The 13217-nt window shown below is 72.6% G+C and carries 9 protein-coding genes and 3 pseudogenes; 1 reads left to right on the forward strand and 11 read right to left on the reverse strand.

The features are described from left to right. Positions 1–15: 15 nt before the first annotated feature. The 3 genes and pseudogenes from KYY02_RS06580 to KYY02_RS06590 all read right to left on the reverse strand — a co-directional run. Positions 16–141, reverse strand: a pseudogene (locus KYY02_RS06580) (sugar ABC transporter permease); the annotation flags it as partial. Positions 142–1116: 975 nt separating this feature from the next. Continuing rightward, positions 1117–1398, reverse strand: coding sequence for a DUF3039 domain-containing protein (locus KYY02_RS06585; RefSeq protein WP_073931595.1), 282 nt, complete (start codon positions 1396–1398; stop codon positions 1117–1119). A gap of 30 nt (positions 1399–1428) precedes the next feature. Continuing rightward, positions 1429–2001: a YqgE/AlgH family protein gene (locus KYY02_RS06590; protein WP_371236515.1), complete on the reverse strand. Its 573-nt coding sequence runs from the start codon at positions 1999–2001 to the stop codon at positions 1429–1431. 307 nt (positions 2002–2308) lie between these two features. Between KYY02_RS06590 and murA the strand changes: the two genes are divergently transcribed. Continuing rightward, the gene (gene murA, locus KYY02_RS06595) at positions 2309–3655 is read left to right on the forward strand and encodes a UDP-N-acetylglucosamine 1-carboxyvinyltransferase (RefSeq protein WP_371236516.1); all 1347 of its coding nucleotides are present in this window, start codon (positions 2309–2311) and stop codon (positions 3653–3655) included. 163 nt (positions 3656–3818) lie between these two features. Here murA and KYY02_RS06600 read toward each other — a convergent pair whose 3' ends face one another. From KYY02_RS06600 to KYY02_RS06635, 8 genes and pseudogenes are all read right to left on the reverse strand, one after another. Next, entirely contained in the window at positions 3819–4100 is a 282-nt protein-coding gene (locus tag KYY02_RS06600; protein ID WP_004987462.1) for an HU family DNA-binding protein, read from the reverse strand. Positions 4101–4408: 308 nt separating this feature from the next. After that, positions 4409–5854: an NAD-dependent malic enzyme gene (locus KYY02_RS06605; RefSeq protein WP_371236517.1), complete on the reverse strand. Its 1446-nt coding sequence runs from the start codon at positions 5852–5854 to the stop codon at positions 4409–4411. 367 nt (positions 5855–6221) lie between these two features. Next, entirely contained in the window at positions 6222–8519 is a 2298-nt protein-coding gene (locus KYY02_RS06610; RefSeq protein WP_371236518.1) for a HelD family protein, read from the reverse strand. Positions 8520–8579: 60 nt separating this feature from the next. Beyond that, positions 8580–8903 (reverse strand): annotated as a pseudogene (locus tag KYY02_RS06615) (RNA polymerase subunit sigma); the annotation flags it as partial. Next, positions 8881–9046 (reverse strand): annotated as a pseudogene (locus KYY02_RS06620) (sigma-70 family RNA polymerase sigma factor); the annotation flags it as partial. The pseudogenes KYY02_RS06615 and KYY02_RS06620, both read right to left, overlap by 23 nt. A gap of 336 nt (positions 9047–9382) precedes the next feature. Continuing rightward, positions 9383–9976, reverse strand: coding sequence for a CGNR zinc finger domain-containing protein (locus tag KYY02_RS06625; protein ID WP_371236519.1), 594 nt, complete (start codon positions 9974–9976; stop codon positions 9383–9385). Between the two features lie 225 nt (positions 9977–10201). Then, a complete protein-coding gene (locus KYY02_RS06630) occupies positions 10202–11359 on the reverse strand; it encodes a uroporphyrinogen-III synthase (RefSeq protein ID WP_371236520.1) in 1158 nt (385 codons plus the stop codon). A 197-nt stretch (positions 11360–11556) separates the two neighbouring features. After that, positions 11557–12915 carry a nitrate/nitrite transporter gene (locus KYY02_RS06635; protein ID WP_371236521.1) on the reverse strand — a complete coding sequence of 453 codons (1359 nt, stop codon included), beginning with the start codon at positions 12913–12915 and terminating at the stop codon, positions 11557–11559. Between the last annotated feature and the right edge of the window lie 302 nt (positions 12916–13217).

Genomic DNA, 13217 nt, shown 5'->3' on the forward strand with positions numbered 1-13217 from the left:
CCCGGCTCACAAGGCTCACCGTTCCTCCCCCTGACGGTGCAAGATTCGCAGGCACACCAGCGTCACGGCGAGCAGGATCGGCACACCGATCGCCGCACCGATCACCGCGCCGAGGCTGTACTGCGAGGACGCGAACGCCTGCCCGCAGGAGCAGGGGAGGAGCACGCCTCGATGCCCTCACGGGAGTCGGCACTGTCGGTGGCGGAGACGTGCGAGTCGTCCTCGCCGGTGGCGGGTTCACCGCCGCGGGCCCGGACGAAGGACATCGTGCCGTAGGTGCAGGCGCCGCCGGCCGCGGTGCCGTACATCCCGGGTCTCGCGGCGTGGACCTCCTTCGCCGTGGAGACCGGCTCGGCCTGGTTCCTCGGGACGTCGGGGCCGGGCTCGCCGAAGACGTCGGTGCGGCAGCAGAGCGCGCGGACGCCGACGGAGTACGAGGGCTCCGTGGACGCTGCCGTCGACGGTGACCGACTGCCCGGCGGCCGGGTCGGTGTCCTCGTCCTCGTCCCGGGCCCCGAACTCCTCGGTGACGTCGGCGAGTCCGCCGTCCTTGCACATGACCGGCGGTGTCGGTGTTGCCGTACTCGATGAGGTCGGGCGCGGACTCCGGGTCGTTGAGGGCCGCCTTGACGCGCTGGGCGCGGGCCTCGACGGGGAGGTGCCCGACGGTGACGTCGGTGCCCTCGTACGCCTTCTCCGACCCGGCGGGGACGGCGTCGACGACCTGTTCCTCGGGCCTGTCGTCGACCTCCCGGAAGAGCCGGACGCGGAGGGCGCCGGTCCTCTCGTCCTCGTCGGAGGAGGAGGTTCCCGAGGTCCGAGGTCCGAGGCGCGTGGGCGGCGGTGGCGGGGACGGCCGCGGCGGCGGCCAGGCGGGCGGACAGCTCCATGGAGTCACCCCTCCGCGCACGTTGCGACATACGCGATGGCGACTTCGCTGTGCACAACACACCGGAGGCCAGGGACTGGACGGGCCGCGCCACAGGAGGTCTCCACCACTCCGTGGCCACTGGACGCGCCCTGTGCAACGCCGCGGACGGCACAAAGGCCCCCGGGACGCGCACAGCACACCCCGGGGGCCTCGGGAGGACCGGACCGGCGGAGGGAGGGGACGGACTACTTGTCGCCCTTGCCCTTGTCGTCGCCGCCGGCGCCCATGGACTCGTAGATCTCCTTGCACATGGGGCACACCGGGTACTTCTTCGGGTCGCGGCCGGGCACCCACACCTTGCCGCACAACGCCACGACGGGGGTCCCGTCGAGGGCGCTCGCCATGATCTTGTCCTTCTGGACGTAGTGGGCGAAGCGCTCGTGGTCACCGTCACCGTGGGAGGTCTGCGGCGTCGGCTCGACGAGGGTCCCCGTACCAGTCCCGCGCTCGGGCTCAAGAGTGCTCATAACAGCCAAGGGTACTGAAGCTCACACGCATCAGTTGAGCGAAGGGTCGTCCGGATAGGTGGCCACCATCGCCAGCTCGTTGCGCTGGCGGCGCAGCACCTCGCGCCAGAGCCGCTCCGGGGAGGGCGAGGAGACGTCGCCGGGTTCCGACTCCACGACGTACCAGGCGCCGTCCGCCAGCTCGTCCTCCAGCTGGCCGGGACCCCAGCCGGCGTATCCGGCGAAGATGCGCAGCGAGCCGAGGACGGAGGCGAGCAGCTCCGGCGGGGCCTCCAGATCGACCAGCCCGATCGCGCCGTGCACCCGGCGCCAGCCCGGCGGCGCGTCGTCCCCGCCCGTCCCGCCGGGGACGACGGCGACGCCGAGGGCCGAGTCCAGTGACACCGGGCCGCCCTGGAAGACGACACCCGGTTCGCCGGCCAGATCCGCCCAGCCCTCCAGGATGTCGCCCACGTCCACCGGCGTCGGACGGTTCAGGACGACACCGAGGGAGCCCTCCTCGTCGTGGTCGAGGAGGAGCACCACCGCACGGTCGAAGTTCGGGTCCGCCAGGGCGGGAGTGGCCACGAGCAGCCGCCCTGTGAGCGAGGACACCTCGGTCATGCCAGACATGATCCCGCATCCCGCTCCCGCGTGGGGAGACAACGGGGTACGGGAGTGAACACGGCCGCGATGCGAGGGTGCGGCCCGGTGGGGCCCCGTTCGCGGGCGGTGGCGGGGGGCGGACGGGCGGACGGGGCGTCCGCGGCGCACGGCGAGGACGGTGACCGGGCGTGCCCTCCCCGGAACGTTCCGTGTTGTGACAGAGCCATGACGTCCCGGGGCCCTCCTCGGGCTTACGGAAGGGGGGCCGAGGGCGACTACCCTTTCCCTTCTGGCCCCTGCCCCACTCCCACGGAACGCGAGATTCATGACCGTCAACGGCGCTGATGACGTACTGCTTGTCCACGGCGGGACCCCGCTGGAGGGCGAGATCCGTGTCCGCGGTGCGAAGAACCTCGTACCGAAGGCCATGGTCGCCGCGCTGCTGGGCAGCGCACCGAGCCGTCTGGGCAACGTCCCGGACATCCGTGACGTCCGGGTCGTCCGGGGGCTGCTGCAACTGCACGGCGTGACGGTCCGTCCGGGCGAGGAGCCCGGCGAGCTGGTGCTCGACCCCACGTACGTGGAGAGCGCCAACGTCGCCGACATCGATGCCCACGCCGGATCCTCGCGGATCCCGATCCTGTTCTGCGGCCCGCTGCTGCACCGGCTCGGGCACGCGTTCATCCCGGGTCTCGGCGGCTGCGACATCGGCGGCCGGCCCATCGACTTCCACTTCGACGTGCTGCGGCAGTTCGGCGCGACCATCGAGAAGCGGGCGGACGGCCAGTACCTGGAGGCCCCGCAGCGGCTGCGCGGCACCAAGATCCGGCTGCCGTACCCCTCGGTCGGCGCGACCGAGCAGGTGCTGCTGACGGCGGTCCTCGCCGAGGGCGTCACCGTCCTGTCCAACGCGGCAGTGGAGCCGGAGATCGAGGACCTGATCTGCGTCCTGCAGAAGATGGGCGCGATCATCGCGATGGACACCGACCGGACCATCCGCGTCACCGGTGTGGACAAGCTCGGCGGCTACACCCACCGTGCCCTCCCCGACCGCCTGGAGGCCGCTTCCTGGGCGTCCGCGGCGCTGGCGACCGAGGGCAACGTCTACGTCCACGGCGCCCAGCAGCGCTCGATGATGACGTTCCTGAACACCTACCGGAAGGTCGGCGGCGCCTTCGAGATCGACGCCGAGGGCATCCGTTTCTGGCACCCCGGCGGGCAGTTGAAGTCCATCGCGCTGGAGACGGACGTGCACCCGGGCTTCCAGACCGACTGGCAGCAGCCGCTGGTGGTCGCGCTGACCCAGGCGACGGGCCTGTCCATCGTCCACGAGACGGTCTACGAGTCCCGGCTCGGCTTCACCTCCGCGCTCAACCAGATGGGCGCGCACATCCAGCTGTACCGCGAGTGCCTGGGCGGCTCCGACTGCCGCTTCGGCCAGCGCAACTTCCTCCACTCGGCGGTCGTCTCGGGCCCGACGAGGCTCCAGGGCGCGGACCTCGTCATCCCCGACCTGCGCGGCGGCTTCTCCTACCTCATCGCCGCCCTCGCCGCCCAGGGCACCTCCCGGGTCCACGGCATCGGCCTGATCAACCGCGGTTACGAGAACTTCATGGAGAAGCTCGTGGAACTGGGTGCGAAGGTCGAACTCCCGGGCAAGGCGCTCGGATAGCAGGAGTCTTCGCACCTACGCCGATGGGGCGGTCACCCACTCCGGGTGACCGCCCCATCGGCGTATGTGCGAGCGCCCCGAGGGGGCGCGGGGAGTTGCGCGATCAGCCACGGACCGCCGGCAGTCGCCCACGGCGCCGCGCCCGAACGGCGCTCACGCGCCCTTACTTGCCCTTGGCGGCTTCCTTCAGCTTCGAGCCCGCCGACACCTTCACGCTGTACCCCGCCGGGATCTGAATCGGCTCACCGGTCTGGGGGTTGCGCGCGGTGCGCGCGGCCCGGTGGGTGCGCTCGAAGGTCAGGAAGCCGGGGACGGTGACCTTCTCGTCGCCCTTGGAGACGATGTCGCCGACGACCTCGGCGAACGCGGCCAGCACGGCGTCGGCGTCCTTGCGAGTCACCTCGGCGCGGTCGGCCAGCGCGGCCACCAGCTCACTGCGGTTCATGTTGTTACTCCCGTGTTCTTCTTGCCGTTGAGGCGTGCCACGCGGCGGAGCCGCATGTCGGGCACGGCCAAGCCGATGCTGCCAGGTTCCTCGGTGGGTCCCCGGACCCGGGTCCCTCGTCAGACCCTCGCGCCCAGGGACGCATCCTGCCTCTACCTGCGGCGGTAATGCCAATCCGGCACCCGCAGGAGTCGTGAGAACACCCTGGGGAGTCACACGAAGAGCGTCACGGCCCGGCCGCAACCATAGAGGGCGGCCAGGACCTCCGGGTGCCCCGACGCGCCGGTTCCAACCCGCCGTGGTGATCCTCACAGCCCTCCGGGCGACAGGTTCCCCTGGGAGGCCGACACCCCCGCCGCCTTCGCCGCGTCGCGCACCGCTCCGGCGACGGCGCCGGCGACCTTGTCGTTGAAGACGCTGGGGATGATGTAGTTCGGGTTGAGCTCGTCCTCGGTGACCACGTCGGCCAGGGCCTTCGCGGCGGCGAGCATCATCTCGGTGTTGACGGTGTGGGACTGGGCGTCCAGCAGGCCGCGGAAGACTCCCGGGAAGACCAGCACGTTGTTGATCTGGTTGGGGAAGTCGGAGCGGCCGGTGGCGACGACGGCCGCCGTCCGGCGGGCGATCGTCGGGTCCACCTCGGGGTCGGGATTCGCGAGCGCGAACACGATCGCACCCTCGGCCATCGCGGCCACGTCCGTGCCGTCGAGGACGTTGGGGGCGGAGACGCCGATGAAGACGTCCGCGCCGCGCACGGCCTCCTTCAGGGTGCCGGCGAGGTTCTCGAGGTTGGTGTTGTCGGCGATCCAGCGCAGCGCGGAGCCGGGGGCGGCGCCGACGAGGTCGGCGCGGTCGGCGTGCACGACGCCGTGGATGTCGGCCACCACCGCGTTCTTCACCCCGGCGGCGAGCAGCAGCTTCAGGATGGCCGTCCCGGCCGCGCCGGCGCCGGACATCACCACGCGGATGTCCTCGATGGCCTTGCCGGTGACCCGCAGGGCGTTGGTCAGGGCCGCCAGGACGACGATCGCGGTGCCGTGCTGGTCGTCGTGGAAGACGGGGATGTCCAGGGCCTCGCGCAGCCGGGCCTCGATCTCGAAGCAGCGGGGTGCGGAGATGTCCTCGAGGTTGATGCCGGCGAAGCCGGGGGCGATCGCCTTGACGATCTCGACGATCGCGTCGGTGTCCTGGGTGTCCAGACAGAGCGGCCAGGCGTCGATGCCGGCGAACCGCTTGAACAGGGCCGCCTTGCCCTCCATCACCGGCAGCGCGGCCTTCGGGCCGATGTTGCCCAGGCCCAGCACCGCGGAGCCGTCCGTCACGACCGCAACGGAGTTGCGCTTGATGGTCAGGCGGCGGGCGTCCTCGGGGTTCTCCGCGATCGCCATGCACACCCGGGCCACGCCGGGCGTGTAGACCATGGACAGGTCGTCACGGTTGCGGATGGGGTGCTTCGACGCCATCTCGATCTTGCCGCCGAGGTGCATCAGGAACGTACGGTCGGAGACCTTGCCCAGGATGACGCCCTCGATGCCGCGCAGCTGCTCGACGATCTCGTCGGCGTGCGCGGTGGAGGAGGCCGCGATGGTGACGTCGATGCGGAGTTTCTCGTGGCCCGACGCGGTGACGTCGAGACCGGTCACCGAGCCTCCGGAGGACTCCACGGCCGTGGTGAGCTGCGATACGGCGGTTCCGCTCGCGGGCACCTCCAGCCGGATCGTCATCGAGTAGGAGACGCTGGGCGCCGTTGCCATGGCCGACTTCCTCTGCTTTCACCGTGCCGCTGAATGTGCCGTCCGATCGTCGCACCTACCCCTGGGTACGCGGTAGCCGCCCCGGATTGCGGACGTTTTGTTCACCGACGCATACCGCACCGCGGAAAGAGTTTTCCGTCACATGGAGGCGGCCGGGCACGAGAAGGGACCCATGTCACCGGGAAGTGACATGGGCCCCTTCAACACGTGAGTGACACCGACCCGCCATGCTCGCCTCGCGGCAAGTGGTCGCTCGAAGCGACTAAGGTTGGGCCCGGGGGCTTGGATCGGGCCGGTGCCACGTCAAGGCTAACAAACGGATCCGGTGACGCCATTCCCGTGGCGCAACCCTTTTTCCGGGCGCCCCTCAGTCCCTCAGCAGATCCGGCACCCCGGCCGCGTCGGGCTCGTCGCGGTCCGCCGAGACCACCGTCAGCTGCTGCGTGGCCCGGGTCAGGGCGACGTACAGGACCCGCAGGCCGGCCGGGGACTCGTCGGCGATCTCCGCCGGGGAGACGACGACCGTCGCGTCGTACTCCAGGCCCTTGGCCTCCAGGCTGCCGAGCGCCACCACGCGGTCGCCGAGCCCGTCGAGCCAGCGCCGGGCCTCCTCGCGGCGCTGCATGGCGACGACCACGCCGACGGTGCCGTCCACCCGGTCCAGCAGCCGGGCCGCCTCCGCGCGCACGGTCTCGCCCAGCGGGTCCCCGGCGACGGAGAAGCGCGGCTCCACGCCGGTGGAGCGGACCGCCCTCGGCGACCGCGAGCCCGGCATGGCGAGGGCGAGGACCTTCGACGCCAGCTCGGCGATCTCGGCGGGGTTGCGGTAGTTCACGGTGAGCTCGAAGCGGCGGCGCGGACGGCTGCCGAGGGCCTCGTCGCGGGCCTGGGCGGCCTCGTCGGGGTCGGACCAGGAGGACTGGGCCGGGTCGCCCACGACCGTCCAGGTGGCGTGCCGGCCGCGGCGGCCGACCATGCGCCACTGCATCGGGGTGAGGTCCTGGGCCTCGTCGACGATGACGTGCGCGTACTCGACGCGCTCCTGGGCGAGCCGCTCGGCCCGCTCGCGCTGGCTCTCCTCGCGCACCGGCATCAGCTCCTCCAGGCCGGTGAGCTGGTCCAGCGGGTCGAGCTCGCGCTTCCTGCGGGGGCGGGCCGGGGCGCCGAGGATCGCCTGGAGCTCGTCGAGCATCGCGATGTCGTGCACGGAGCGGCCGCTGCGCTTCAGCGCGCGGGCGACCTTGCGGACCTCGCCCGGGTTGAGGACGCGCCGGGCCCAGCGGCCGAGGCGCCTCTCGTCCGCCATGGCGTCCAGGACGGCGGCCGGGGTCAGCTCGGGCCACCAGGCGTCGAGGAAGGCGGTGAAGTCGTCCTCGGAGGTGACGTCCTCGTCGAAGGAGGCGCGCAGCTCCGCGGCCAGCTCCGGGTCGGTGTGCCGCTGCCCGGCGCCGGAGCGCTCCCACAGGGCGTCGAGGAGCAGCTTGCGGGCGCGGGGGCGCAGCAGGTTGACCGGGGCGGTGCCGCCGAGGGCGGTGCGGCGGACGTCCGCCAGTTCCTCCGCCTCCAGTTCCAGGCGGCGGCCGAAGGCGACGACCCGCAGCCGCTGCGGTGAATCGTGTCGCTCCAGCGCACCGCGCGCGGCCTTCCGCAGCACCTTCAGCATGCGGTACGAGCCCTTGGCGAGGGCCACCGACGGGGAGTCGTACAGCGTGGCCTCGGCGCCGTCGACCAGCGATCCGATGGCGCGGACGGCGACCTGGCCCTCCTCCCCGAGGGAGGGCAGCACGCCCTCGGTGTAGGCGACGAGGAGCGGGGTGGGCGAGACGATCAGGATGCCGCCCGCGTACCGGCGCCGGTCCTGGTAGAGGAGGTAGGCCGCGCGGTGCAGGGCGACGGCGGTCTTGCCGGTGCCGGGGCCGCCCTCGACGTACGTCACGGAGGCGGCGGGGGCGCGGATCACCAGGTCCTGCTCGGCCTGGATGGACGCCACGATGTCCCGCATGGTGTGCGTACGGGCCTGGCCGAGCGCGGCCATCAGGGCGCCGTCGCCGATCACGGGCAGCTCGCGGCCGTCCAGGGACGCCGTCAGCTCGGGGCGCATCAGGTCGTCCTCGACGCTTCGGACCCGGCGGCCCTTGGAGCGGATGACGCGGCGGCGCACGACCCGGCCGGGGTCGACCGGGGTGGAGCGGTAGAAGGGGGCGGCGGCCGGCGCCCGCCAGTCGATGACCAGCGGGGCGTAGTCCTCGTCCAGGACGCCGATGCGGCCGATGTGCAGGGTCTCGGCGATGTCGGCGGTGTTGTCGGGGCGCACGGCGTCCTCGGCTGGCTCGACGGCGGTGTACGCGCCGTCGGGGCCCTTCTTGCCGTCCCTGCCGAGCAGCAGGTCGATGCGGCCGAAGAGGAAGTCCTCGTACTCGTTGTTCAGCCGGTTGAGGTGGACACCGGCCCGGAAGACCTGGGCGTCCCGCTCGGCGAGGGCGCCGGGCGTGCCGACCTGGCCGCGCCGGGCGGCGTCGCGCATGAGGAACTCGGCCTCGTGGATCTTCTCCTCGAGGCGCCGGTACACCCGGTCGAGGTGTTCCTGTTCGACTCGGATCTCCCGGTCGCGAACGGAGTCGTGAACCGGATCGACCGCGGTTTGCTGTTGAGCCTGAGCGGCCACCGGGCCCCCTTCTGACGTGCTGGGCAGCCGTCAACCGTACGCGAAGGGAGCCCCGGAAGGCTACGCGTCGACCTCCACGAGCGGCTCGCCGTCGAAGGTCATGACCTGGAAGTGGTCGATCCCGTTCGGCTGGAGGGCGGCGCCTCCCCGGACGTACAGCGGCTGCCCGGCCTTCTCCGACCTGGCGTCCGGCAGTCCGTGGCCCTCGCCGGGGACGGACCAGGAGTTCACCGTCTCGCGCTCGCCGTTCCTGCCGACGGCGGTCAGCGAGCACTTCCGCTCGCCCCTGACGTTCTTCGGCTCCGTGACGATCCCGGTGTCCCAGAGCTTCTTCTCCAGGGTCACGGTCGCGGTCACCCGGCTGCCCGGCGTCCTTCCGGGCACGGATGAGCGTTTCCCGGACGACGTCCTCGGCGCGCTGCCGGTCTCCGGCGACCAGTCGCAGGACGGAGGCCGGCAGAGGTCCGGCGTGCTCGCGGTACAGCGCGCATCAGCTCCTCGTCGGGCCCCGAGGGCTGTGAGGACATGCGATGTCGGGCCCTCGCTCCGCGCTCATTGGCCACGGCCGCATCCTTGCGCACGCCCGCCTCCGGTGTCCGGGGGATTCCCCGTCGGTCGCCCGACAACCGGTACGGACGGCGGGAGGCGGGTGTTCAGGGGGAGGTGACGGTTTTCCGCGGGGTCATGTGACGACCGGGACACGGACCCACGATCCCCCGCCGTTTCCCTGCGTTTCCGGCACAACGGCAGCGGTGTGACGTACGTCACGACACAGGGGCAGTGAACCGCGGTGCCACGAACGTCACTTCACCGCTTTCCCGCGGGCGGCGCACGGAAGGTCCGCGAGGGACACCGGAGTTCGGTCAGGCGCGCGCCAGTGCCGCGCGCCGGCGGTGGCGGGCCACGCGCTCCCGGTTGCCGCAGACCTCGCTGGAGCACCAGCGCCGCCTGCGCCCGCGGGACGTGTCGACGTACACGATCGGGCAGTCGTCGCCCTCGCACTGCCGCAGGCCTGCGCGCACCACGGGGTCGGTGAGCAGGTCCACCGCGTCCCGCGCGACGGCCGCGAGCAGCGCGGCCCGGCCGGGCGGGCCGTCGAGGCGGCGCACCAGCACGCCGCCCTCACCGGGCACCGCGCGGGGCGCCGGGGGCGCCGCGCGGGCCAGTTCGTTCACCCGGGCGAGCGCGAGGTCGTACGAGGGGACCCCGGGCGCCGGCCGGCCGCGCACCAACGGGGCCAGCCACCCGCGCAGTTCGCGGAAGGCCGGCAGCCAGGAGGCGTCGGCGTGGGCGAGCACGGTGCCCGCGGGCACGAGTCCGGAGCCGGTGATCCAGGCGCGCAGCGCCTCCACGGAGCCGAGCCGCTCCCCGGGATGGGTGGTCGCGAGCAGGTCCAGGCAGACCCGCCCGGTGTCGAACCGCAGTTCGTGGGGTGCCGTGGCCGTACCCAGTGCCATGTTCCTGTCACCGCCTAGGTTGGCCCCGCGCGCGGGGCCGGTGAGCGATCCGGGAAGCCGTTCCCCTCCCACAGTGCCCGCCCGCCCCGGCCGCCGGAACCCCTGGGCCGCTCGGTCGTCCGACGCGGCAGGCACCGTGCGCCGCGAGCGGTTCGAGGAGCACGTCGCCAAGGCCCGGAGCGCCGCAAGGTCCACCGTCGCCCGTGGCGGCCGGTACGGGCCGTCTCACCCGTCCGCGTCGTACTTCGACCCCGCCGCCGGGTCCAGGGCGAGACGGTAGCCGCGCTTGACGACCGTCTGGATCAGCTTCGGGGCGCCCAGGGCGGAGCGCAGGCGGGCCATGGCGGTCTCCACCGCGTGCTCGTCGCGGCCGGCGCCCGGAAGGGCGCGCAGCAGCTCCGCGCGGGAGACGACCCAGCCGGGCCGCCGGGACAGCGCCCGCAGCAGGGACATCCCGGCCGGCGGCACGGGGCGGAGCGCGCCGTCCACCAGGACCGCGTGCCCCCGGATCTCCACCCGGTGCCCGGCGACGGGCAACGCGCGGGCCCGTGCGGGCAGTTCCCGGCAGAGCAGCTGGACCAGCGGGCCGAGCCGGAAGCGTTCGGGCTGCACCGTGTCGATGCCGCGGGCCTGCAGCGGCAGCGCGGTGACCGGGCCGACGCAGGCGGACAGCACGTCGTGGCCGAGCGCGGCGAGCAGCTCGTCGAGCAGCCCGCGCTCCTGCGCGCGGGACAGCAGGGAGGCGGCGGCGGGCGCGCTGGTGAAGGTGACCGCGTCCAGGTTCCGGGCGACGCATCCGTCGATGAGGCGGTCGACCGGGCCGATGTCCTCCGGCGGCAGCCACCGGTAGACCGGCACCCCCACCACCTCCGCTCCCCCGGCCCGCAGCGACTCCACGAACCCGGGCAGCGGCTCACCGTGCAGCTGTACGGCGATCCGCAGTCCGTCGACCCCCTCCTCGAGGAGCCGGTCGAGCACTTCGGCCAGCGACTCCGACGCCGGCGACCACTCCTCGGTCAGCCCGGCGGCCCGGATCGCGCCCTTCACCTTGGGGCCGCGCGCCAGGATCCGCACCCCGCGCAGCCGCGCCAGCAGGTCCTCGCCCAGCCCCCAGCCGTCGGCGGCCTCCACCCAGCCCCGGAACCCGATGGCGGTGGTGGCGACCGCGATGTCCGGGGCCCGCCCGATGATGTCCTTGGTGGCGGCCAGCAGCTCGCTGTCGTCGGCGAGCGGCACGATCCGCAGGGCCGGGGCGTGCAGCACGGCGGCTCCGCGCCGTTCCAGCAGCGCGCCCAGCTCGTCGGCCCGGCGCGCCGCGGTCACCCCCACGGTGAACCCCGCGAGGGGCCCGTGTTCCGGCGGCTGCTCTTGTTCGTCGTACATGGCTCTCGTCCCGGCTCGAGTCGGCGTACCACAGGGAGGTGCGGCTCCACCTCCCTGCCGGCCGAGCCTGTCAACGATGCGTGACGGGCTCGGTTCGGCTTCATGTCCACGGTGTTACTGATACACGGTTCCGTCCTGATCGGCGGGAGCGATCTTCGGCCGGGGGCCCGGGGGGCGCCCCCCGGATGGGCACAGCGTCATACGTCGGCGTAGCTGAGCTGCGGCTTCTCCTGCGGGGCGGCACCCGTGCCCGTCGGCCGGACCGCCGGGCGGCGAAGGTATACCGCCCAGGTGACCGCGAAGCAGACCGCGTAGCAGGCGAGGAAGGCGACGAACGCGCCGGTGCCGGAGCCGTAGGAGAGGAAGGACTGCCGGAAGGCCAGGTTGATGCCGACCCCGCCCAGCGCGCCCACCGCGCCGATCAGCCCCATGGACGCCCCCGACAGCCGCCGCCCGTACGCGGCCGCCTCCTCACCCGTGAGCCCCTTGGCCCGTGCCTTCGCCTGGAAGATGCCGGGGATCATCTTGTACGTCGACCCGTTGCCGAGGCCGGTCAGCACGAACAGCACCACGAAGGCGACGGTGAACAGCGCCAGCGACTGCTGCACGGAGGCGACGATCAGCACCGCCGTCGCCGCGCCCATGGCGACGAAGTTCCACAGGGTGATCCGCGCGCCGCCGTACCGGTCGGCGAGCGAGCCGCCCACCGGGCGGATCAGGGAGCCGAGCAGCGGCCCGATGAAGGTGACGTACGCGGCCTCCAGCGGGGTGCGGTCGAACTGGTTCTGCAGTACCTGGCCGAAGGCGAAGCTGTAGCCGATGAACGAGCCGAAGGTGCCGATGTAGAGGAAGGACATGATCCAGGTGTGCGCGTCCCGCGCGGCGTCCCTGGCGGCGCCGGTGTCGTTCCTCACCGAGGCGAGGTTGTCCATGCAGAGCGCGGCGAGCACGGCGGCGACGACGATCAGCGGGATGTAGACGCCGAGCAGCACGCGCGGTCCGCCGCTCGCGCCGATGATCGCCAGGGCGGCGAGCTGGATCACCGGGACGCCGATGTTGCCGCCGCCGGCGTTCAGCCCGAGCGCCCAGCCCTTCCTCCGCAGCGGGAAGAAGGCGTTGATGTTGGTCATGGAGGAGGCGAAGTTGCCGCCGCCGATCCCGGCCAGCAGGCCGACCAGCAGGAACGTGGAGAAGGACGTCCCCGGCTCCATCACGGCGAACGCGGCGACGGTGGGCACGAGCAGCAGTCCCGCGCTGATCACCGTCCAGTTCCGCCCGCCGAAGACCGCGACGGCGAAGGTGTACGGCACCCGGACCACGGCGCCGACCAGTGTGACCATCGACGTCAGCAGGAACTTGTCGGCGGGCGTCAGTCCGTACTCGGGACCCATGAAGAGCACCAGCACGGACCACATCGTCCAGACCGAGAACCCGATGTGCTCGGACAGCACGGAGAAGAGCAGGTTGCGGCGGGCGATCTTCTCTCCGGTGCGGTTCCAGAAGGTCTCGTCCTCCGGGTCCCACTCGTGAATCCAGCGGCCGCTGCGGGCTGTCATGGGGCCTCCACTGCTCTCCGGGGCGCGGACGGGTGCCGCGAGGGGCTGGTCCCGAAGGTAGGGAGGGGGCGTTTCGTGGCTGTGGCGGGCGGTGACCGGCAGGGAACGTTGCGCTCACCCGGGGCGGGGGTCCGGTGAGAGATGTCCGGCAGGGGGCGCGGTCGGCGCGGTGAGGTTCAGCGCTGCGGGGGCTGCCCGTGGGGGTTCTGCCGGGCGGGGCACCCGTACGGGGCGGGCTTCCTCACGGATGCCGTCGGACCGGTGGGTCCGGCCGGCTCCCCGCCCGCCGTCGGTCACGGCGT

This window comes from Streptomyces pimonensis (genome assembly GCF_041380215.1).
GTDB classification, from domain to species: domain Bacteria; phylum Actinomycetota; class Actinomycetes; order Streptomycetales; family Streptomycetaceae; genus Streptomyces; species Streptomyces pimonensis.